This is a genomic window from Actinomyces lilanjuaniae, from assembly GCF_003606385.1.
Lineage (GTDB): Bacteria > Actinomycetota > Actinomycetes > Actinomycetales > Actinomycetaceae > Actinomyces > Actinomyces lilanjuaniae.
This window is the reverse complement of record NZ_CP032514.1, coordinates 2,721,196-2,741,065: the sequence shown is the minus strand read 5'-3', so window position 1 is coordinate 2,741,065 and position 19,870 is coordinate 2,721,196. Positions and strand designations below refer to the sequence as shown.

Here is a 19,870-nt window from a genome sequence, read left to right as displayed (position 1 = left end):
CAGGAGAGCCTGGAGGCGTGACGATGTGGGGAGGCGGTGAGATGGCGGACGTGGCGTCACGGCGCCGTGCGCGTGGGCTGGTGAGACGGCTCAGGGAGCAGGAGGGGGCCTCCAGCGTCGAGCTGCTGGTCTTCTTCCCGCTGCTCATGCTCATCATCCTGCTGACTGTCCAGGTGGCGCTGAGTTGGTACGGCAACGAGGTGGCGATGATGACGGCTCGCGAGGTTGCCCGCGAGGTGCGCAACGGTGGCGAGACCTCCTCCGCGCGCGAGGACGGCCGCCGCTACGCCCAGCAGGTCGGCGGCAGGGCGCTCACTGACGTGGACGTGCACGTGAGCGTAACCGGCCAGGAGGTCGTGGTCCACGTCGAGGGTGAGGCCATGACGATCCTGGCCGGCCTCGTCCCGCGCGTCCACGCCTCGGTCACCGCGCAGCGCGAGACCTTCCGGGAGGACCTGTGAGGAGATCACGGCTACCTGCCGGGAGTGCTCGCCTTCACGGGCAGCGCGGGACGCTGTCGGTGGAGATGGTCGTCCTGGTCCCGGTCCTCATGGTGATGGTGCTGCTGGTCGTGGCCGGGGGCAGGATGGTCTCGGCCGAGGGCATGGTCCAGGCGGCCTCCCGGGACGCCGCCCGAGCCGCCTCCATGGAGCGCTCTGTCGGGCAGGCCCGCGCTGCGGCCGCCAGGAGCCTGGCCGCCGCAGACACCGCTCGCGCACACTGCTCGTCCTGGGTCATCGACGCGGACTTCGGGCGCGGGGGCACGGTCACGGTCGGGGTGGGCTGCCGGGTACGCCTGTCCGACCTGGGGCTGGTGATGCTGCCCGGGACCACCACTGTCACGGCGGAGTCCACGGCACCGGTGGACACGTGGAGAGGAACCCGATGAGCGTAGTCAGCCTGGCGACAAGGACGAAAGGGCGACAGCAGTGACAGTGGTGACAGTAGTGGCAGTAGTGACAAGGACAGCGCGGGCGGGCGCACGCGGCCTCCTGCACCGCCAGCGCGGCTCCCTGTCCGTCTTCGTCGTCGTCATCGCTGCCGTGCTGCTCCTCCTGGCCGGACTGTGCATCGAGGGCGGTCGCGTGCTCAACGCGCGCGCCACGCTGACTGACCAGGCGGAGCAGGCCGCCAGGTCTGGTGCCCAGCAGCTGGCCGACGGCGGTGTGCGCCAGGGGGATGCGGTCGTCCTGGACACTCAGGCGGCTGGCCTGGCAGCGCGCTCCTACCTGGCTGGTGTCGGGCTGTCGGGAGGCTCGGAGGTCACGGTGGGCGCCAGCACGGTGTCGGTGACGGTGGAGCGTGACGTGCCCACCACCATGCTGCGCCTGGTGGGGCTGCGCTCGGTCCACATCACCTCCACCGGTGAGGCACGTACCGCGACAGGAATCTATGAGGAGGACGACCTGTGAGCACCTGGGGCACCCGCCAGCACACCCGTGACCGGTCCCGGCACCTCCAGGGGCCGCAGCGCTTCCGGGTGCCCGAGGCGCGCTACCGCTCCCCGGTGTGGCGCTCCCTGCTGTCTGCTGTCGTCCTGGTGGCAGTGGTGGTGGGGGCCCCCGTCCTCCTGCTGATCGCCACCGGCCTGCCCCCGCTGCCCCAGGGACTCGACACCTCTGTGCTGACCCGGGTGGTCTCCGCGCAGACGCTGCTGGACCTGGTGGTGTGGGTGCTGTGGCTGGCATGGCTGCAGTTCAGCGTGTGCACGGTGGTCGAGGCGGTCTCCGCCCTGCGGGGCCGGGGGGTGCCGGCACACGTGCCGCTGTCCGGTGCGACGCAGGCGGTGGTGCGCCGCCTGGTGGTCTCTACCCTGCTGCTGAGCTCCCTGAGCTCGGTGGTCGGCCCTGCGGTGGCGGCTGCCCCGCAGCCCTCCCTCCCCGCCGTGGCGGGGACCCAGGCCGCTCCGGCCGCCCCCGTGGGCCCGGGGGAGCAGGCCGGTGCCGGTGGAGGCGGCCAGGCTGGGGCCGAGGCAGTCGGGGAGGGAGCCGGGGGCCGGCGCCTGGTGCGCAGGAGGCCCCGCCCGGGGCTGGCGCGCCAGGTCGGGGCGGTGAGGCGGGCCAGCCCCAGGAGGGCGTGCGCTACATGCTGGGCGACATCGAGCTGGACCCGGCGACCGGTGCCCAGCTTGTGGGCCAGCGGGTCTACGTGGTCCAGCCGCCGCAGGGGCGCTACCACGACAACCTCTGGGACATTGCCGAGCGCACCCTGGGGGAGGGGCGTGCCTACAACCAGGTCTACGACCTCAACGCCGGGCGGCAGCAGCCTGACGGCCGTTACCTGGAGCTGGCCCGGCTGATCCAGCCCGGGTGGCTGCTGGTCATGCCGGAGTCCGCGCAGACGGTGGACCGTGTGGTGGCGGTGCCCGTGGAGGAGCCTGCGCAGGAGCCGAGCCAGCCGGCCTCGCCTGGGCAGAACGACCCCGCCCAGGACCAGGGGGCTGGCGCACGGCAGGGCCTGGGCGACATCACCCCTGCCCGGGTGCCTGCTGTGGGTGGCCTGCTGGCGGCCGCCCTGGTGGGCTTGCTGGCGCGCAGGCGGCGGCTGGGGCTGGCCGGGGAGGTCGGTCAGGACGCGGCCGAGTTGGAGAGGCTCCTGCGGGTGGGGGCGGACGCGGACCGGGTCCGCCGCCTGGACGCGGTGCTGCGGGGCCTGGGTGGGCTGTCCCCCGTGCCGCGCCCCTACGCCGTGGTCCTCAGCGACGAGGCCTGTCTCCTGCGCCTGCCCCGGCCCCTGCCGCAGGCGCCCGCTCCCTGGCAGGTCCACGACCAGGGCCTGACCTGGGTACTGCCTGCGGGCCAGGAGCCCGACCCGGGCGCGGCCCCGCCCCTGGTGCCCGGGCTGGTCACTATCGGGCGGGACGCGCAGGGGGCCGACGTCCTCATCGACCTGGCCTCCGCTGACGGCGACGTCTGCGTGACCGGAGACCCCACCATGGCTGCCGAGGTGGTGGGTGCCCTGGCTCTTGAGCTGTGCACCAACCCTTGGTCCGCCCGGGTGGTGGTGGCCGGGGTGGGGCTCGCGCCCGCCCTGCACGGCATGCTGGCGGGCAGGTTGCGTTCCCCGGAGGAGCTGGTGCGCGGCGCTCGGGCTCCTGGTGGTGACACTGTGCTCAGCGGGCCGAGGCCAGGGGCCGTCAACGCGGTCATGCTGGTGGGTGGCGGGGAGGAGCTGCCGCCACTGCCCCCCGGGGGCCGAACCGCGCTGGTGCGCACCGGCACCGGATCAGGGTCGCGCTGGCGGATCGAGGTCGATGCCTCTGGCAGCGCCCGGATCGAGCCGCTGGGCCTGGTGGTGACGGTGACGCGAGCCACGACGGAGGAGGTGTCCGGGCTGGCTGAGCTTGTGGCGCCCGCCCCTGTGGACGGCACGCGCCCACCCGTCCCCGACCCGCCCCGGCCCCCGGTGGACGCGGCCGCCCTGCGGGCCGCCCCTGTGCGCGTCCACGTGCTGGGCCGCACCCTGGTGGAGGCAGCGGGTCCGGTGGAGCGGCGGCGGCGCAGCCTGCTGACAGAGGCGGCAGTGTGCGTGGCCCTGCACCCGCAGGGGGTTCGTCCTGACGTACTGGGGGCGATGCTGTGGCCGCTGGGGGTGACCGGTGACGTCGTCGAGGCGACCGTGGGCCGGCTGAGGCAGTGGCTGGGCCATGACGCCCAGGGGGTGCCGCACCTGCGCCAGGACGCGCAGGGACGCCTTGTCATGGGGCCGGGCGTCGTGACCGACTGGGACGTGCTGCGCTCCCTGCTGAACTCCTCACGCTCCAGTCCTCCCGGGCGCGAGGCCTCCCTGCTGGGGGAGGCGCTGCGGCTGGTGCACGGACCGGTGGGGCAGGACGTGCCTGGGGGACGCTACAGCTGGCTGGCCCGGGTGCGGGTGGCCCGGCAGGTAGAGACCCTGGTGGTGGACGCCGCCCACCGCCTGGTCGAGCTGGTCGGGGACACCGACCCTGACGCCGCCGCCGCTGCCGTGGACTGCGGGCTGCAGGTGGTGGACCTCAGCCAGGTCCTGTGGCGTGACCGGCTGCGCCTGGCTGCCCGGAGGGGGACGGAGGAGCTGGAGCGCCAGGTGGGCGCGCTCCTGGACGTCTCGGGCGCTGACGACCTGGCGCTGGTGGACCCGGCCACGGCCGCGCTCGTAGAGGACCTGGCCCCGGGCCGGGGCGTGCGCCGGGTGCCTGCGTGAGAGGAGGCAGGACGTGCAGCTGCTTGTCAGTGTGGTGCGCCCGCAGGCGCGTGAGCCGGTGATCCGGGACCTGGTGGTGACCGCCCAGGGCGACTCCACCGTGGCGGACCTGGCTGCGGCGCTGGACACAAGCGTGCCCGATGACGCCGTAGCGGCTGCTAGCGGGGCGGCTGACGGGGCGGCGCTGCGGCTGGTGGTCTCAGCCGGGCAGGCCCGCAGTCAGGAGGGTTCCGCCGTGGGGCTGTGGGCGGGTACGGCCCGCCTGGACCCCGGCGACCTGCTGGCTGGCGGGCCGGTCCACGACGGGATGGTCCTGGGGCTGGGGGATGCGGTGCAGGAGGACGCCGAGCTGGGTGAGCCTGCGGGCGTGGTCGAGCTGCGGGTGGTGTCGGGGTACGGGGCCGGTGCCGTCCACCGGCTGGGGCTGGGCACCTACACCCTGGGCGGGGACGGCTGCGACATCGCCCTGGAGCTTCCGGGGCCGGGGAGCCCGGAGGGGGAGGACTGCCCGGGGCCGGTCGAGGGACTGGAGCCGGGGGCGAGGGTGGCCACCGTGTCGGTGCGGGCCGGTGGTGAGGTGGTGCTGGCAGTGGACCCGGAGGTGGCCGAGCGCATGGCCCCGGTGCCTGCCCTGCGGCAGCGTCGCCTGCCCGGCCCTCTGGTGCTGGAGTCCCGCGATGAGGTGAACCAGGGCAAGGACGGCGGCAGTATCAGGCGCCGGGGCCGCAGGCGCAGGAGGCAGAAGGAGGGGGACCCCGTGCTCTGGGGGCGTGAGGAGGTGGATCCCGACGCCCCGCGCCACCTTGTCGAGCTGGACCGCCGCCCGGTCACCCGGGAGGTCTCCTGGAGGGAGGGGGCGGTGCTGCGGGTGGGGCGGACCCTGCTGACCGTGGGAGCGATTCCGGAGGCGGACGCGGTGACCAGCCCGACGCCGGAGGCCACCACGCTGGACTTCAACCGGCCGCCTCGGCTGGCCCGGCCCGGGCGCAGGACGGAGTTCGCCCTGCCGCGTCCGCCCCAGCGGCCGCGCAGGCAGCCCTTCCCCTTCTCGATGATGGTCTCGCCCATGGTCATGGGGGCGGGCATGTACCTGGTCACGGGGCGGGTTTACTCGCTGCTGTTCATGGTGCTCTCCCCGGTGATGATGATCGCCAACCGCATCCAGGGCAGGTCGAGCTCCAGGCGGACCTACCGGGAGAACCTGCGCCGCTACGAGCAGCAGCGCGGCGAGGTGGAGGAGGCCGCCTTCAGGGCGCTGAGCGAGGAGCGCCGCCTGCGCCGCTGCGACTCCCCCGACCCCGCTGAGGTCCTGCTGCGTGCCACGGGGCCGCGCTCCACCCTGTGGGAGAGGCGGCCCACCGACCCGGACTGGCTGGAGCTGCGCGTGGGCACGGCAGACCTGCCCAGTGACGTGGTGCTCCAGGACCCCGACCGTGCCCAGCACGAGGAGGAGCTACGGTGGACGGCCCCGGACGTGCCGGTGACGGTGCCGGTGGCCCGCACGGGCGTGGTGGGGGTGTGCGGGGCGCACCGCCACCGGCTGGCTGCTTGGCTGACCGCCCAGGCGGCGGCCCTGCACTCTCCTGCCGAGCTGGAGATGGTGCTCCTCATGGACCTGGAGGAGGGGGAGGTGGCCCGGTCCCGGTGGGAGTGGGCACGGTGGCTGCCCCACCTGCGCGGTGCCGAGGGCGTGGGCGCGCGGGTACGGGTGGGCGTGGACGAGGAGTCGGTGGCCCGGCGGGTGGGCGAGCTGGTTGACCTGGTGGACGCGCGCCGTGAGCAGGGGGAGGCTGCCGGGACAGGGGTCGTGCCGACAGAGCAGGTGCTGGTGGTGCTGGACGGGGCGCACGCGCTGCGCCAGCGTCCCGGCATGGTCCACGTGCTGCGCGCTGGCCCGTCGGTAGGTGTGCACGTGGTGTGCGTGGACACCGACCGCACCTGGCTGCCCGAGGAGTGCCGGGCAGTGGTGGAGGCGGGCGCGACGGGCGCCTCCGTGTCCCTCACGGGCCGCGACCAGGTGGAGCAGGTCCTGGTCGACCTGGTCCCGCCCGGCTGGTGCGAGCGGCTGGCCCGCTGCCTGGCCCCGGTCAACGACGTCTCCGCCCAGGGAGCCGAGGGTGCAGTGCCCTCCTCCTCGCGCCTGCTGGACGTGCTGGACCTGCCGGAGCCTGACGCCCAGGCGGTGCTGGAGAGGTGGCGCCAGGTGGGGCGCACCACCCGGGCCGTCATCGGTGAGGACGCTGAGGGACTGTTCAGCGTGGACGTAAGTGCCCACGGCCCCCACGCCCTGGTGGCTGGGACCACCGGCTCGGGCAAGTCCGAGCTGCTGCAGACCCTCATCGCCTCCCTGTGCGTGGGTAACACGCCTGAGGCGATGACCTTTGTGCTGGTGGACTACAAGGGTGGGGCGGCGTTCAAGGACTGCGCCCGCCTGCCGCACACCGTGGGCATGGTCACCGACCTGGACGGGCACCTCACCTCGCGGGCGCTGGAGTCCCTGGGGGCCGAGCTGCGGCGGCGAGAGCACCAGCTGGCGGGGGCCGGCGCCAAGGACATCGAGGACTACGTGGCCGCTGCGGGGCCGGACGACGAGCCCATGCCGCGCCTGATGATCATCATCGACGAGTTCGCGGCCCTGGTGGCCGAGCTGCCGGAGTTCGTGGAGGGGCTGGTGGACGTCGCCCGGCGGGGGCGATCCCTGGGGGTGCACCTGGTGCTGGCCACCCAGCGGCCTGCCGGGGTGGTCTCCGCTGAGATCAAGTCGAACACGAACCTGCGTATCGCGCTGCGGGTCACTGACGAGAACGACTCCCAGGACGTGGTGGAGACCTCTGTCGCCGCCCGTGTCCCGCCCAGCATCCCGGGGCGGGCCTGGGCGCGCCTGGGGCACGCCAGCCTGCGGGCGTTCCAGTCCTCCCGGGTGGGGGCCGCCCGGCCGGGGCGGGGCCGCGTGCGGGCCTGCGCGCCCTGCCCCTGACGCTGGCCGAGCTGTCCACCCCGAGGTGGCACCGGTGGTGGAGGAGGACGCCAGCGTGCCCACCGACCTGGCCACCCTGGTGACCGCGGTGGGAGAGGCCTATGAGTCCCTGGGCAGGCCCGCGCCCACAGCCCCTGGCTGCCACCCCTGCCGGAGGTGCTGACCCTGGAGGAGGCGGCTGGACCCTGCGATCAGCAGGCCCGGGGCGCCCGAAGGCGGGCGGGGCGAGGCGCCCAGGAGGCGCAGCCCCGCAGGGGCGGGCAGGCCAGGACAGTGCCCAGGAGGCGGCCCCGGACCCGCGCGGGGAGGGGTTCCTGCCGCCGGTGGTGCTGGGGCGGGAGGACGTGCCCGGGGAGCAGGACCAGCGGCCCATGACCTGGGACTACACGCGTGGGGGCCACCTGGGCGTGGCGGGTGCCCCCAGGTCTGGGCGCTCGGCGCTGCTGCGCCTGGTGGCCGTGGGGATCGCGCGCAGCGCCTCGGCGGCCGAGGTGCACCTCTACGGTATCGACGCCGGTGCGGGGGCACTGCTGCCGTGCCTGTCCCTGCCCCACTGCGGGGCGGTGGTGACCCGGGGTGAGTCCGACCGTATCCGGCGCCTGCTGGCGCTGCTGTCCGGTGAGGTGGCGCGTCGTCAGCAGTACCTGGCGAGCCGGGGGCTGGCCTCCCTGGCGGAGCAGCGGGTGGTGGCGCCCGAGGGTGAGCGCCTGCCCTACCTGGTGCTGCTCATCGACCGGTGGGACTCCTTCACCGCCGTCTACGAGACCACCGACGGGGGAGCGTTCCTGGACCAGGTGGAGGCGCTGATGCGTGAGGGTGCTGCTGTGGGGCTGCGGGTGGTGGTCACCGGTGACCGGCGGGTGCTGCGAGGCCGGTTCGGGATGGCCCTGGAGGACCGTCTCCTGCTGCGCATGCCCGGGCCGGAGGACTTTGAGGCGGTGGGGATGAGGGCTCGTGACGTTCCCCGGGTCATGCCGCCGGGGCGAGGGTTCCGCGCCGGGGAGCAGGCGCCCCGGGAGGTCCAGGTGGCCCTGCTGGAGGCGGACGGCTCGGGGGCGGCCCAGGCTGCTGCCGTGCACGATGCTGCCAGGTGGGCGGCGGACCACTGGGGCGAGGTGCCGCGGCACCGGCGCCCCGGTGGGGTGGACGACCTGCCGGTGACGATCAGCGCTGTCGAGGCGCGCCGGCTGGGGCCAGCGCTGGCCCGAGGACTTGTTCCGCTGGCGGTGGGTGGGGACACTCTGGAGCTGGTTCAGGTGGACATGGTTGATGCGGGCAACGCGGTCCTGGTGGCCGGACCACGCCGTTCAGGGAGGTCTACGGCGCTGTTGTTCGCTGTCCAGGGAGCGCTGAGCACGGGAGTACCGGTGGTGCTGGTGCTGCCTCGGCGCTCGCCGCTGGCTGCGCTTGAAGGCCACCGGGGTGTGGTCGGTGTGCTGGGGCCAGAGGCGAGGGCCGAGGACCTGGACAGGCTGGTGGGCGGGAGCGACGCGCCTACCCTGGTGGTGGTTGATGACTACGACGTCCTGGGCAATGACCACGCACTGTGCCAGGCAATGATGCGTCATATGCGCGCCAGCCGTGACACGGCTGGCGGGTTGCTAGTGGGATGCGGGTGGATGAGGCCCAGGGGATGTTTGGCGGGCTGATGGCAGCGGTCAAGAGGACCCGCACCGGGCTGGTTCTGGCGCCTCGGGCTGCTGAGGACGGGAACGTGCTGTCGGTCCGGCTGCCCCGCTCGGTGGGTGGTCCTGCCCCAGGGGGCGGGCGGTCTTTGCCTCTGCTGCGGGCTGGTCCTGGGTTCAGGTGCCTAGGGTGCAGCAGGAGGCGCGTGGGACTGCTGGGTCGGACTGGCGTGGCGGGGCTGGGGGTGAGGGGGTGTGACAGTGACCTTGACGTGATATGTTACGTGACTGATAGTCTGTGTGATCCTGTGCGACATCCGAAGGAGGGCGGGTGGCTGTGTCTGAGAGTGATGAGGACCGGAAGGAGGACCTGGAGGCCTTGAAGGAGACTGTGGAGTCTAAGAACGTGTACCTGGGGTTCGTTGAGAGCGTCGGGGGGCCGAGCACCTCCCCGGGGGACTACCGGGCGCGCAAGATTAACGCTGATGACACCTGGAGCGGTCCACTGGCTGATGACAAGGCTGATGCGGTCAGGGAGGGGGTCCAGGGCCTGGCTGAGGTGTTCACGGGCCTGGCTGATGACATTCAGGCGGCTATTGACGGCCTGTCGTAAGGGTTTGCCGTGTCGGCAGGTCCTGGTCTGTCATGGACATGGTGTGAAGAAGGAGACGGGCAGGTGGCTACTATTTTTCTTGATCCTGAGAAGCTTCAGGTCCAGATTGACAAGCTGTTCTCGGTGGCTGACAGCTGCGACGACGCGCGCAGGAGCATCGACCAGAGGTCGGAGGAGCTGGGCGACCCCTATGAGGGGATCGACTTCTTCCCTCTCAGTGCGTCCAACGCCGCGAACAACCTGCGGGTGTGTGCCGAGGATGTCCGCGGGGTCAAGGACACGATTGTCGAGCTCAATGAGAACGGGGTCGCTGCCATGGACGCCGAGGGTGTCATCACGTGCACGATTCCTGACGACGTGACCATCGAGTCGGTCCGGCAGCTGGCCGACTGGGGCCAGGGTGTGGTTGATGGTCGTGAGCTGGAGGAGCTGGTGGGTGGTGGGGTGCCTGGTAGTGGGCGGTCCTACGAGGAGGTGCTGGCCTCGGTCAGGGCGGGTGTGGAGGGGGATCCTGCCTACGCCCAGGCGCTGGTTGACCAGGTGGGTGGTGAGGGGCTGACGGGTCTGCCGCTGGAGGCTGAGGACTACGTGACTCGTGACAGCGCCTACGGGCAGGTGGAGGAGCGCCCGGGTGCGGGTGCGGAGCTGGCTGGTCTGCTGGGGCGTGCCCTGGCCAGCGCCTCCCGGCGTGGGGGAGGACAGGGCGCGTGAGGTGGCTGAGGAGATCGGGGACTGTGTGGACGGTGAGGGGGACTATGGCAGGGTCACCGTGGTCAACGAGCTGCTGGGTGGGCAGGAGGTGGTGTTTGGTGCCGAGTTCCTGAGCGCGCTGGGGCCAGGATGGAGCGGGTGGACCAGGGGCGCTGGACGTCTACGCCTCTGAGCGTGGTGCCCAGACTCCTGTGGGCACGTATGCCAGGCAGGTGGTTGGTCCCTGCCTGGAGGGCGGCTCGCTCAACTCCCTCCAGGGGTCGTGGAGGCCATGAGCCACAGCCCCCAGGCCGCCGCCCACTGGCTGGCGCCGGTTGATTCGGGGGCTCGGTAGACAGCAAGAACACGGCTGACCGTATCGGTCAACTGATGGGCTATGACGTCATCGGGGACAACCAGTGGACCGATGACTGGCTGAGAATCGCCGACGCCGTGTCGGCTACCAGTCCCGCTGTCAATGGGGCGATGACAGTATAAACGGCAAGGATACTGCTGCCGTGGTCTCGGGGGTGCTCAACGGTGTGGGTGAGAGCGGTGAGGCGCTGGTCCTGTCAGACATGGGCAGGGCGCTGGTGGGCCAGACCCTGGCGCGATATCCTGACGGCGTCAGTGATTCGGCTAAGGTAGGTAATAATCCCGCGTACACAGAGTCGGCATCTAAAGAGGCGGCGTGGTCTGCTGATCTTCCTGAGCAGCCCCTGCTGTCGGACCTTGCGTTGTCGAACCTGCTGGGTCAGGTGGGGCAGGACAGCGACGCGGCTGTTGATCTGCAGGCCTCGTTGACCGCCTTCAACAACGAGCGTGTCGCTGTGGTGGTCGAGGACATCAAGAACGGGAGCCAGGACTACGACGCCCTTGCGGAGATCCTCCAGGAGCAGGGTCGGACCAACGGCTTCTTCCGGGGTGCGGTGGCCAGGACCAGCGAGCAGGTCGGCGCCGACGCTGACGAGCGTGTGCAGGCCTATGTCGACACGGCTGCCGCCCTGGCTAGCCTCATCCCCGTGGCCCCGGGGGCTGGCGGGCTCATTGATGCTGCGGCCGGCTTTACCAAGTCCCAGGTGATAGGTGCGGCCAGCGGCTCGGCCAGCAGCGCCCTGGCGGGCCAGGAGGCGGAGGCCAGGAGCAGGAACCAGGAGAACTACGTGGAGGGGGAGGCCTTCAGCGAGGTCGTCACGACGCTGACTCTGCTGAGCAGCGGGCTCTACACCGACGAGGAGCTGGCACAGGTTCCGCGCGGAACCGATGACGACGTGAGCTCGGTGCTGGCCCCGTCTGGCAACGTCCTTATCAAGGCTGTCACTGACGCTCAGGAGGAGGACCTCTCGGTGCTCAGTGACGAGCAGTACCAGGCCCTGGCCGATATCGGCGGGGTCCTGCCCTCCGACGGCAGGCCTGGGTTGTCCGACATTACTGACAGAGTTGCCGATGAGTACCGCCAGGGACATAACAAAGCGTGTCCCGGCAGCGGGAACCCTCCTGTACCGAGGGGGCGGTGAGTGGTGGTCGTGGTGCGTGATCGTGGTGGTGTGTGGGGTCGTCTCACCCGTACTGGCGTGGTGGTTCTGCTGGTCGTGGTGGTGGGGGCGTGCTCGGTGCTGCCCTGGGGCGGTGGTGATGATGGCGGGGATGCTGGGGCGGTGGCGCCTGCGAGCGTGTCGGTGGAGGAGGCGGAGTTCGGGTGCGTGGGCGTGCCCACCTCCTCGTTCGAGGCGGTACTTGAGGAGCCGGTGACCTTTGAGCAGTCGGTGCGCTACCAGGACGACTGGGGAATCCGGTATGTCAACTGCAATGCCTACGCGGCAGAAGGACGCAGTGTCAGCCCGGTGGTGATAGCTTCCTTCGGGCGGATGCGCTCTGGTGAAATCCCGGTCAATCAGGCCTCGGCCTGGCAGTCGGGGCAGGAGGGTGAGCCGTTTGCTGTGGCGGGTGTGGACGGTGAGGGGGAGGTGGCTCTGGATGACTACGATGGCACTACTGGGCCTGGTGGGTCGGCGGTGTTCGTGTGCGGGGACCGCTACGTGGTGGCCTCGGTGCACCCGGGTCACGGGATGCGGGGGGACAGGCGGGCCAACCTGGTCAACCTGGCGGCCTCGATGACGCCGTGGGTGTGCCAGGGGGAGCCCGTGCCGGGCACGGGGAAGAGGTTCGAGGACCTGAAGGGGGAGCTGTGAGCGACCAGGGCACGGGTGGCCAGGAGAAGACGGGCGTGCAGGGCGCGCGCCGGGCGGGGGCTGCTGGTCAGGGTGCGGGCCGGTCCGTGCCGTGGCTGCGCCAGCACGGGGTGGCCCTGGTGGTGCTCGTGCTGCTGGTGGTGGGTCTGCTGGCGGAGGGGCTGGTCCTGGCCTGGCGGGCAGGTCGGCTGGACGGCTCGGCCCAGCCGACGGCTACCGCGTCGGTGGGGCCTTCCCCGTTGGCGCAGGAGACGCTGTGCGAGGTGTTCTCCGCCCGGGAGCTGGAGCGGGTGCTGGAGATGCGGGTCTACTCCGTCTCCTACAGCCACCAGCCGCAGGGGGTGCTGCCCGGTGGCGGGCAGGGCTACTCCTACTCGTGCCGGCTGGAGTCTGACCAGGACCCGTTGGGGCGGCTGAGCCTGGACTACTCCGCCTCCACCAGGGTGGTGCGGGCGGGCAGCGACACGGTGGAGTTCGACGACATCCCGCAGGTCTACCTGAACGCGCGTGTGGAGGAGCTGGAGTTGGAGGGCGTGGAGGGCCAGGGGTGGGCCTGGAACTTAGGACGGGTGAGCGCGCTGGTGGCCTGGCGCTACCCTGACGGGCACACCGCCCTGGCCCGGCTGAGCTGCTGGGAGGGGTGCGGCTGGGGGCCCGGCCCGGGAGAGGACGACTACGAGCTCGGGTTCCGTACCGTGCTGGCTGGTGCCCTGGCGCGCCTGCCCCAGGTCGCCTCCGGTCCTGCCCGCAGCGGGAGCCTTCCTGCTGGCCCAGGGTCGGCCTCCCCGTCGGCCTCGTCCTCGGCCAGTCCCTGACGCGCGCGGGCGGAGACTTCCCCGGCAGCCGGGTGGTCTGACCCCTGGCGTGCTGGGGCGGGAGGGTGGCGTGTGGGTGAGGGCGCTGCTGTCGACCGCTGGTGGTGGGTCTCAGTCGGGGTTGGTGGTGAGGGTCTGGACCTCGGCGACGGGGATGTCGTGAGTGGTGGTGCGGGCCGGGTGACTGCCGTGTTTCCTGCGGGTGTTCTTCCGGAGTGACCGCCTGTGATGGTAGCGTAATCCACGTGACTGTCCGAGCGTTACTTAGCCTGAGGTTGTGGCCGTCCTCCGGGGAGGCGTCCTGTGGTCGGCCACCCTGGTCTACCCTAGTAGGGTCGGAGTGGAGAGGGGCTGGTGGTCTTGGCTGAGGAGGACGAGGCCGCCCAGGGCGGCGAGGGCTCCGGGGAGTCTGAGGGCTCTGAGAGTCCTGAGATGGTGGAGAACAGGAGGAAGTCGGCGATGGAGCGGCTGAAGGTCCGGGTGGTGCTGGCGGCGTCGGGTGTTGGTGGCGATGTCGGTCTTACTGCTTCGGTGGCTGCGACGGCGGTGGCGGCGCCTGCTGGTGTCAGTGACGTGGCTGGTGGTCTGGCCGGGGCGTGGGACTCGCCCAAGGCTGTTGAGTTTGCTGGGTCTATTGACACTGGTGTCCAGGCTGTGCGTGACAGGGTGGAGGAGGTCCAGACTGACGTGCAGTCCGCGATCAACCAGGAGGAGGACCAGGTGCCTGAGGGTAGCGACGAGGCTGACACGAAGTGGGACGAGTAGAAGTGGGACGAGTAGCTGTGGTGGGTAGCTGTCGGGCTAGAGCGGGGGTGCGGTCGTGGTTTTTGTGAGTCTGGATCCTGAGCGGCTGCTGTCCTATGTGGTGGGGCTGGAGTCGTGGGCGGCGATGGCTGACACGGAGCGGTTGCAGGTGGCGGCGCGTAACGTGAACCGTGTGGGTGAGCCTGTGGTGGGGTCGGTGGAGTGGAAGACGCTGCCTGGTGGGGGCGGGGCGTGGGTCGGCGCGGTTGTTGGCGGCGCGGGTGCCGGTGGGCCTGTTTCTGTGGGTGCGGGTGCTGGGTGGGGTGCGGCGGTGGTCCACCTGCAGGGGGTGGCTGAGGAGCTGCGTACTCGTCGGCAGGAGGCTGTGGACATGAACTCCCAGGGGGTCACGATGGCTGGTCCTGGGGGTGGGTGTGCTACTACCTGCCTGAGGGGTGGAGGACACGGTGGCTAACGTGGTGGCCTACAACTCGTTGTCGGTGGTGGGTGGGCGCGGTGACGCCACCGCCCTGAACCAGGCGCTGTCCAGTCGTGAGGGGTGGCTGAGGACGGGCGCACTGTGGAGCAGGTCCTGGCGGAGATGGCCAAGCACCAGGACGTGCCTACCTACGGGGCGTCCTTCGTGAGCACCTTCGGTGTGGAGGGGTTCCTGGGGCTGCCTGGCCGTGTGGAGTCCTACCACACCGTCTACGAGGGAGCTGGTGGCGGGACGCAGAACATGGCCAACGCCGTGGTGGACCGTGAGGCGGCCGCCCAGGGCGTGGGGGTGCTGGGGCACGTGCTGGCTGCCTCGACCCAGCCGGGTGTGGAGGTCCGTGAGCAGGGGGAGGTGGTTGACATGGCTGCGGCCGTATACTCCGGGGTGCACCAGGAGGGTCAGCAGGGGCGCATGTCAGGGCTCAACGCGCTGCTGGCCGCTGAGGGGGCGGTCTACGGGACGGACTTCCTGGTGGACCTGGCGGGTCGGCTGGAGGGTGACGACTACGACGGTGCGGTGCCTGCTGAGGTGAGTCAGCACAAGGGGTATGAGGGGCTGTACACGGGGGGCTCGCTGGACCCGTTGTACGGGGTGCTGTCGGCGATGGGGTCCAACCCGCAGGCGGCGCTGGGCTACCTGGTGCCTGACGGGGAGCCCGATGACAAGGGGCGGTGGGTGCCTGGGGAGGGGTCTCAGGAGCGGTGGGAGCTGCTGGGGTCGCGTGAGTGGGACCCGGAGGTGGGTCTGGATGGTCTGACTGCGGCGCAGGCGGCGGCCTCCTCTCTTCGTGGTGGTGCCGATGCCGCCACGGCGGGGGCGGCGACGTGGGCCACGGCGCGGTCCATGGAGATGGCGGTCAACGAGGTGTCCCTGGAGGACTACACCGAGGTGATGAAGGAGAACCTCTCCCTGCTGGTGGCCAACAGTGCCCAGGAGGCCGTCCAGGTCGCCAACGATCAGAGTCCTGCGGGGCTGGGGCTTGAGGGTGGTTCTGCTGAGGCGAAGAGCGTGGTGACCAGTCTGATGTACCGGGTGGTTGACAACGAGGACGCGGCTGTGACCATGGCGGCGGCCATGGCCAACCAGGCCCTGGGCGTGGAGGCCTCCACCCCCGAGGAGCTGTACAACAAGTACGAGGCTGCTGCGGCGGCGCAGGCCTACTTGGAGGCTGTGGGGTCGGAGCGTGTCGCGGACCTGGAGGCCCAGGCTGCCTCTGATGCGGCTGGGGCGCGGGAGGCGGCGGGTACGGCGGTGTCGGTGTTTACCACGGTGGCTGGTGCGGGGGTGGGCGCGGTGACCTCGGGGCCTGCTGCGCCCTTGGTGTGGAGCCTGGGGACCACCCTGGCCAGGCCGGTGGTGGTGAAGGCCCTGGCTCCGGAGACGGTGGAGGTGCTGGACAACCCCGCTGCTGGTAGTCGTAGCCTGTGGGAGGCGTATGCCTGTGCGGAGGCGGCGAACGGGGGGTTCCTGCCGGAGGGTGTTCTGGCCCCGGAGCACTTCGTGGACCCGGCGACTGGTGAGCCGTACCCGTGGTACCGGGAGCCGGGCTCGGGGGGTGGCCCGGTGGTTGACCTGCCTGCTGCTCCCAGTGACGACGTGGTCTCGGCGGTGCGTGAGTGGGCTACCTCCAGCGAGGTGGCCAGGCAAGACCACGACGACGTCCTGGGTACTGTCAGAACCAGAGCAAGCAAGGGAGCCGACAATGCGTCCGAGTTGGTGCTGGCCGAGGACGGTGCGGGCGGTGACCCCGGTGTCAGGATCGACAAGGGCTAAGGGCTAGGGGGGCTGTTCTCGTGTGTGGTCGTGGTGGTGTGCAGAGGGGTCTGGCGCGTGCTGCTGGTGTGGTGCGTCGTGGTGGGTTGGTTGTGGTGGTGCTGGTGGTGGTGCTGGCTGGTGGTGGTGTGGGTGCTGGTGGGTGGTGGTGGGTTCGGGTGCATGATCCTCTGTCTGGTGTGCTGGAGGGGCTGGTGGGTGACCCGGTGGTGGCGCTGGACTACCTGGCTCCGGAGGGGCCTGCCCAGGAGGCGGGGGCGGGTGCTTCGGCTGGGGCTGAGGAGGCCACGTCGGCTGCGTCGGCTGCGACGGGGGGTGCTTCGGCTGGTGCTGACGGGGAGGCTGGTGCGGGCGGTGGTGTGTGGGTTGCGTCGGGTGCTGCTGTGGAGCGGTGGGATGGGCTGTCGTCGCGGGGGTGGGGGTCTGAGGGTCTGGAGGCTCTGGCTGGGGTGGGGGCTGTGGTGTCGTCGTTGCGTGGTGACGCGGACCCGGTGGTGCGGGCGCGTGCCTTGTGGGTGTCTGGTCGGGTGATGGGGCTGTTTGGTGGGGTTCCTGTGGGTCGGTTCTCGGGGAGGTCAGGCGCCAGGTGGCTGTGGTGGTGGCCAACTGTGCGCCGGAGGTGGTGGGTGTGGCCCTGGGGCGGGGTGCTGGTGAGGCGCTGGGGCTGGACGGTGGTGTGGGTGAGCAGCAGGGTGTGGTGGCGTCTGTGGTGTACCGGGTGGTGGAGGACCGTGACGCGGTGGTGACGGTGGCGTCTGGTTTGGCCAGCCAGGCGGCGCGTGGTGGCAGTGCTGAGGGTCTGGAGGGGGTGTACTACCGGGTGGGTGCGGTCCGGTCGTTCCTGGGGGCTGTGGGGTCGGTGCGTGGGGCGGAGCTGGAGGCTGGTGGTGCGGGTGAGGAGGAGATGGAGGAGTTCTGGGGGGTGCAGTACCTGGGGCGGGCTGTGTTTACCACGGTGGTGGGTGGCCGCAGTGGTGGTGCCGGTGCGGAGGTGGCTGCGCCCCTGGTGGTGCAGGAGGGTGCCGTCCTGGGTGGGCCGGTGCGTGTGGGTGGCCTGCCCGGGGCCACCGTGGCGGACCTGGAAGGACCGACTGCTGGTAGTCGGAGCCTGCTGGAGGCCTACGCCTACGCGGAGGCGGCCAACGGCGGGCTGGTGCCGCAGGAGGCCCTGGCCCCGGAGAACTTCGTGGACCCGGCGAACGATGAGCCGTACCCGTGGTACCACGAGCCGGGCTCGGGCCAGGGGCCGGTGGTTGACCTGCCTGCTGCTCCCAGTGACGACGTGGTCTCGGCGGTGCGTGAGTGGGGTCACTCCGATGATGTCGCTGACCTCGACGAGGACGATATTCTTGACAACTTGTCAAATGCTGTATACGAGGGGAGGAGTATCGCCTCCGAGCTGGTGCTGGGGGCTGACGGCGAGCCGGGCGGTGACCCCGGTGACATCACCATCAACAAGGACTAAGGGCTAAGGGCTAGGGGGGCTGTTCTCGTGCGCGGTCGTGGTGGTGTGCAGAGGGGTCTGGCGCGTGCCGCTGGTGTGGTGCGTCGTGGTGGGTCAGAGGGTGAGAATGTGACTGCGTCGTCGATCCTGCTGGCCCGGGGTCGGCCTCCCCGGGTGTCAGTCCGTCGGATTCCTCCGCAGCTGCTTCCTGACGCCCCCCGGGGCCGGGACCCCCGGTAGCGCAGGCGGTGGTGTTTCCGGGTTTCTAGTCGGGGTTGGTGGTGAGGGTCTGGACCTCGGCGACAGGGATGTCGTGGGTGCTGGTGGTAGTCACGGTGTCCAGGGTGTCGGCGGCGCCGTCGGTGGCGGTATAGGAGACCTCGTAGCGGACGGAGGTGGTCAGGGGCGTGGTCCCGCCCAGGTGGGCCGAGCTGCGGGTGAACACCACGGTGCAGTCGGTGCCCTCGGCGCCCTGGTTCCAGGGTGTGCCGAAGCCGTGGCAGTCCACCTGGGCGTCGGGGGCGGACAGGTCCAGGCCGGTGGCGGTGGCGGTGACGGTGGCGGTCACTGGTCCGGCGGTGGCGGTGGCGGTGACCTGGGTGGGTGTGTCCCCGGCGGCCCACACCCAGGTGTACCAGCCCACCAGGGTCGCGCCTCCCTCTCCCAGGGAGGGGTTGTGGCCTACCTCTGGCACGGGTATGTCCACCGCGTCCCAGGCTGCGGCAGCCAGGGTGGCCCCGTCCACCGGGGGCTCGGGAGGCGCCTCCTCGGCCTCCACGTAGACCGGGGGGTTGTCCTCCATGAAGGAGGTGACGAGGTCGATGAAGTCCTGGTCGTCGTCACCCTCCCACCTGTTCCTCTCACAGGTGGGGAGATACCAGTGGCCCTGGGCGTCCTCGGCGTGGTCCTCCCAGTTGCGGTAGTCCATGACGATGCTGGCAGCGTCATCCCTGGTAGCGATCCTCTCCAGGAACTCGGCAGTCTCCTGGCCGGTATTTCCCTCCTCGAACCAGCACACGGGCAGCACGGTGGTCTCCACCTGGGTGGATGTTGTGACCGGGCTACCCCCGGTGCCCTCGGAGCCCGCCTGGGCCTGGGTATAGGACACCGACACCGTGACCTGCGCGCCACCGTCGGAGGACTGGCTGGCTGCCGCTGAGCCGGGCGCCCCGCTCCCCTCACCCGACGGCTGGTCTGCTGCGGTGGTGACGGCGGGCAGGCCCGTGACTGCCAGTACGACGGCTAGGAGGAGGGTCGCCAGCCGACGCTGCCCCCACCGGGCCGCCCGGCTGTGGCCACGCCGGCCCCGCCCAGGTCTGCTCAGGTGGTCAGAGCCCTTTCTGGGATGTGGGGTCAGCACCAGTTCACCCCCGACTCTGACCGGGACGAGACCTTCCACCCCTCGATGCTGTAGGTCAGCGTGTAGTTCACGCTGTAGACTTGGTTGAACTCGTCCGGGGTCTGGTCCTCTCCTGAGGAGGACAGACGTGTTACTTCTCGGTAGTCCCCGCAGGCTCCCACCATGGCCATGCGATAGTCTGAGATCAGTTCCACCGACTCCACAGTCATTGAGAAGGTGCCGTCAAGGTGCTGGTCGGCCTCGGCGTACCCGTTGTAGGACTCGGTGTAGGACTCCAGGGCGCTGCCGGTGGTGGTGGCCTCGACCTCCTCCAGGCCGTCCATGTCGCGAAGAGCCTCCCAGGTGGCGCGGTCATAGGCCACGAAGGCCAGCAGCACCTCCGCCTGGGCCTGGTCCAGGCCGTCTGGCACGGAGACCATCGTGTAGCCGGTGGCGGGGTCGGACAGGGACTGCGCGGTGACCTCGCTGGGATCGGGCGGGCTGGCCTGGGCAGAGGCCTGCTCCGGGGCCTGGGTGCCGTCCGCGTCTTCCGTCCCGTCCTCGCTGCCAGCTGACGCAGTGGCCGCGTCCTCGGCTGCGGCCCCGCTCTCAGCGGTGGTCTCCTGGGAGGCCCCGGGCGTCGCGGAGGCGGCCTCCTCCAGGGCGGGGATGTCGGGGTCCTGGCCGGAGGAGCAGGCCACCACGCCCCCTGAGGCCAGGAGCACCGCCGCCACCACGGCCGCTAGGCCCCGACGGGCGCTGCCAGCGCAGGTGCCGCCGCTGGCAGGGGCGGGGCGGGCGTCTGGGGCAACGGCGTCACGGACAACGGCTTCACGGGCGTCGCGGGGCTCGGCGGGCATCTGGGCCTCCCTCGGGCTGGCAGTGCGAGGACCGGCGTCTGCGCCGGGACCAGGACCAAACCTATACCAGGATCACGTTCCTGTCACGGGAACACTGTCACAAAGGTAAGCGGGGTC

General features: G+C 71.0%; 20 protein-coding genes and 1 pseudogene. 19 read left to right on the top strand and 2 right to left on the bottom strand.

Features of this window, described 5'->3' with window-relative positions:
- Nucleotides 1-23 precede the first annotated feature (23 nt).
- From D5R93_RS11695 to D5R93_RS11625, 19 genes and pseudogenes are all read left to right on the top strand, one after another.
- A complete protein-coding gene (locus tag D5R93_RS11695) occupies nucleotides 24-461 on the top strand; it encodes a TadE family protein (protein ID WP_243107090.1) in 438 nt (145 codons plus the stop codon).
- Nucleotides 458-889: a TadE/TadG family type IV pilus assembly protein gene (locus D5R93_RS11690; RefSeq protein ID WP_243106768.1), complete on the top strand. Its 432-nt coding sequence runs from the start codon at nucleotides 458-460 to the stop codon at nucleotides 887-889. The genes D5R93_RS11695 and D5R93_RS11690 overlap by 4 nt, the downstream gene beginning before the upstream one ends.
- A 40-nt stretch (nucleotides 890-929) precedes the next feature.
- Complete coding sequence (locus tag D5R93_RS11685; RefSeq protein WP_243106767.1) at nucleotides 930-1,412, top strand: pilus assembly protein TadG-related protein; 483 nt, start codon at nucleotides 930-932, stop codon at nucleotides 1,410-1,412.
- 673 nt (nucleotides 1,413-2,085) lie between these two features.
- The gene (locus tag D5R93_RS11680; protein ID WP_162933959.1) at nucleotides 2,086-4,182 is read left to right on the top strand and encodes a hypothetical protein; all 2,097 of its coding nucleotides are present in this window, start codon (nucleotides 2,086-2,088) and stop codon (nucleotides 4,180-4,182) included.
- A gap of 13 nt (nucleotides 4,183-4,195) precedes the next feature.
- Nucleotides 4,196-7,159, top strand: coding sequence for an FtsK/SpoIIIE domain-containing protein (locus D5R93_RS13655; protein ID WP_205570056.1), 2,964 nt, complete (start codon nucleotides 4,196-4,198; stop codon nucleotides 7,157-7,159).
- A gap of 101 nt (nucleotides 7,160-7,260) precedes the next feature.
- Complete coding sequence (locus tag D5R93_RS13650) at nucleotides 7,261-8,808, top strand: FtsK/SpoIIIE domain-containing protein (protein WP_205570055.1); 1,548 nt, start codon at nucleotides 7,261-7,263, stop codon at nucleotides 8,806-8,808.
- Between the two features lie 307 nt (nucleotides 8,809-9,115).
- Complete coding sequence (locus D5R93_RS11670; RefSeq protein WP_120205410.1) at nucleotides 9,116-9,397, top strand: hypothetical protein; 282 nt, start codon at nucleotides 9,116-9,118, stop codon at nucleotides 9,395-9,397.
- A gap of 63 nt (nucleotides 9,398-9,460) precedes the next feature.
- On the top strand, nucleotides 9,461-10,108 hold the full coding sequence (locus D5R93_RS11665) for a DUF6571 family protein (RefSeq protein WP_120205407.1): 648 nt from the start codon (nucleotides 9,461-9,463) through the stop codon (nucleotides 10,106-10,108).
- Nucleotide 10,109: 1 nt separating this feature from the next.
- Nucleotides 10,110-10,280 (top strand): hypothetical protein, encoded by a 171-nt coding sequence (locus D5R93_RS11660; protein ID WP_162933958.1) that lies wholly within the window; start codon nucleotides 10,110-10,112, stop codon nucleotides 10,278-10,280.
- 167 nt (nucleotides 10,281-10,447) lie between these two features.
- A pseudogene (locus tag D5R93_RS15060) lies at nucleotides 10,448-10,585 on the top strand (hypothetical protein); the annotation flags it as partial.
- Between the two features lie 20 nt (nucleotides 10,586-10,605).
- Complete coding sequence (locus D5R93_RS11655) at nucleotides 10,606-11,604, top strand: DUF6571 family protein (protein WP_120205402.1); 999 nt, start codon at nucleotides 10,606-10,608, stop codon at nucleotides 11,602-11,604.
- On the top strand, nucleotides 11,605-12,279 hold the full coding sequence (locus D5R93_RS11650; RefSeq protein ID WP_120205400.1) for a hypothetical protein: 675 nt from the start codon (nucleotides 11,605-11,607) through the stop codon (nucleotides 12,277-12,279).
- Entirely contained in the window at nucleotides 12,276-13,094 is an 819-nt protein-coding gene (locus D5R93_RS14610) for a hypothetical protein (protein ID WP_120205397.1), read from the top strand. Before D5R93_RS11650 ends, D5R93_RS14610 begins: the two co-directional genes overlap by 4 nt.
- A gap of 72 nt (nucleotides 13,095-13,166) precedes the next feature.
- Nucleotides 13,167-13,313: a hypothetical protein gene (locus D5R93_RS13410; RefSeq protein WP_162933957.1), complete on the top strand. Its 147-nt coding sequence runs from the start codon at nucleotides 13,167-13,169 to the stop codon at nucleotides 13,311-13,313.
- A 135-nt stretch (nucleotides 13,314-13,448) separates the two neighbouring features.
- A complete protein-coding gene (locus D5R93_RS11640; protein ID WP_120205395.1) occupies nucleotides 13,449-13,859 on the top strand; it encodes a hypothetical protein in 411 nt (136 codons plus the stop codon).
- Between the two features lie 55 nt (nucleotides 13,860-13,914).
- Complete coding sequence (locus D5R93_RS13405; RefSeq protein WP_162933956.1) at nucleotides 13,915-14,313, top strand: hypothetical protein; 399 nt, start codon at nucleotides 13,915-13,917, stop codon at nucleotides 14,311-14,313.
- Between the two features lie 84 nt (nucleotides 14,314-14,397).
- Entirely contained in the window at nucleotides 14,398-16,110 is a 1,713-nt protein-coding gene (locus tag D5R93_RS11630) for a DUF6571 family protein (RefSeq protein WP_120205390.1), read from the top strand.
- A gap of 38 nt (nucleotides 16,111-16,148) precedes the next feature.
- Nucleotides 16,149-16,856 carry a DUF6571 family protein gene (locus D5R93_RS13400; protein WP_162933955.1) on the top strand — a complete coding sequence of 236 codons (708 nt, stop codon included), beginning with the start codon at nucleotides 16,149-16,151 and terminating at the stop codon, nucleotides 16,854-16,856.
- Nucleotides 16,739-17,575 carry a DUF6571 family protein gene (locus tag D5R93_RS11625; RefSeq protein WP_162933954.1) on the top strand — a complete coding sequence of 279 codons (837 nt, stop codon included), beginning with the start codon at nucleotides 16,739-16,741 and terminating at the stop codon, nucleotides 17,573-17,575. Before D5R93_RS13400 ends, D5R93_RS11625 begins: the two co-directional genes overlap by 118 nt.
- Nucleotides 17,576-17,819: 244 nt before the next feature.
- Here D5R93_RS11625 and D5R93_RS14605 read toward each other — a convergent pair whose 3' ends face one another.
- Both D5R93_RS14605 and D5R93_RS11615 read right to left on the bottom strand, forming a co-directional pair.
- Nucleotides 17,820-18,914 carry a hypothetical protein gene (locus D5R93_RS14605; RefSeq protein WP_279221358.1) on the bottom strand — a complete coding sequence of 365 codons (1,095 nt, stop codon included), beginning with the start codon at nucleotides 18,912-18,914 and terminating at the stop codon, nucleotides 17,820-17,822.
- Nucleotides 18,908-19,753, bottom strand: coding sequence for a hypothetical protein (locus D5R93_RS11615; protein ID WP_120205385.1), 846 nt, complete (start codon nucleotides 19,751-19,753; stop codon nucleotides 18,908-18,910). The genes D5R93_RS14605 and D5R93_RS11615 overlap by 7 nt, the downstream gene beginning before the upstream one ends.
- Nucleotides 19,754-19,870 lie beyond the last annotated feature (117 nt).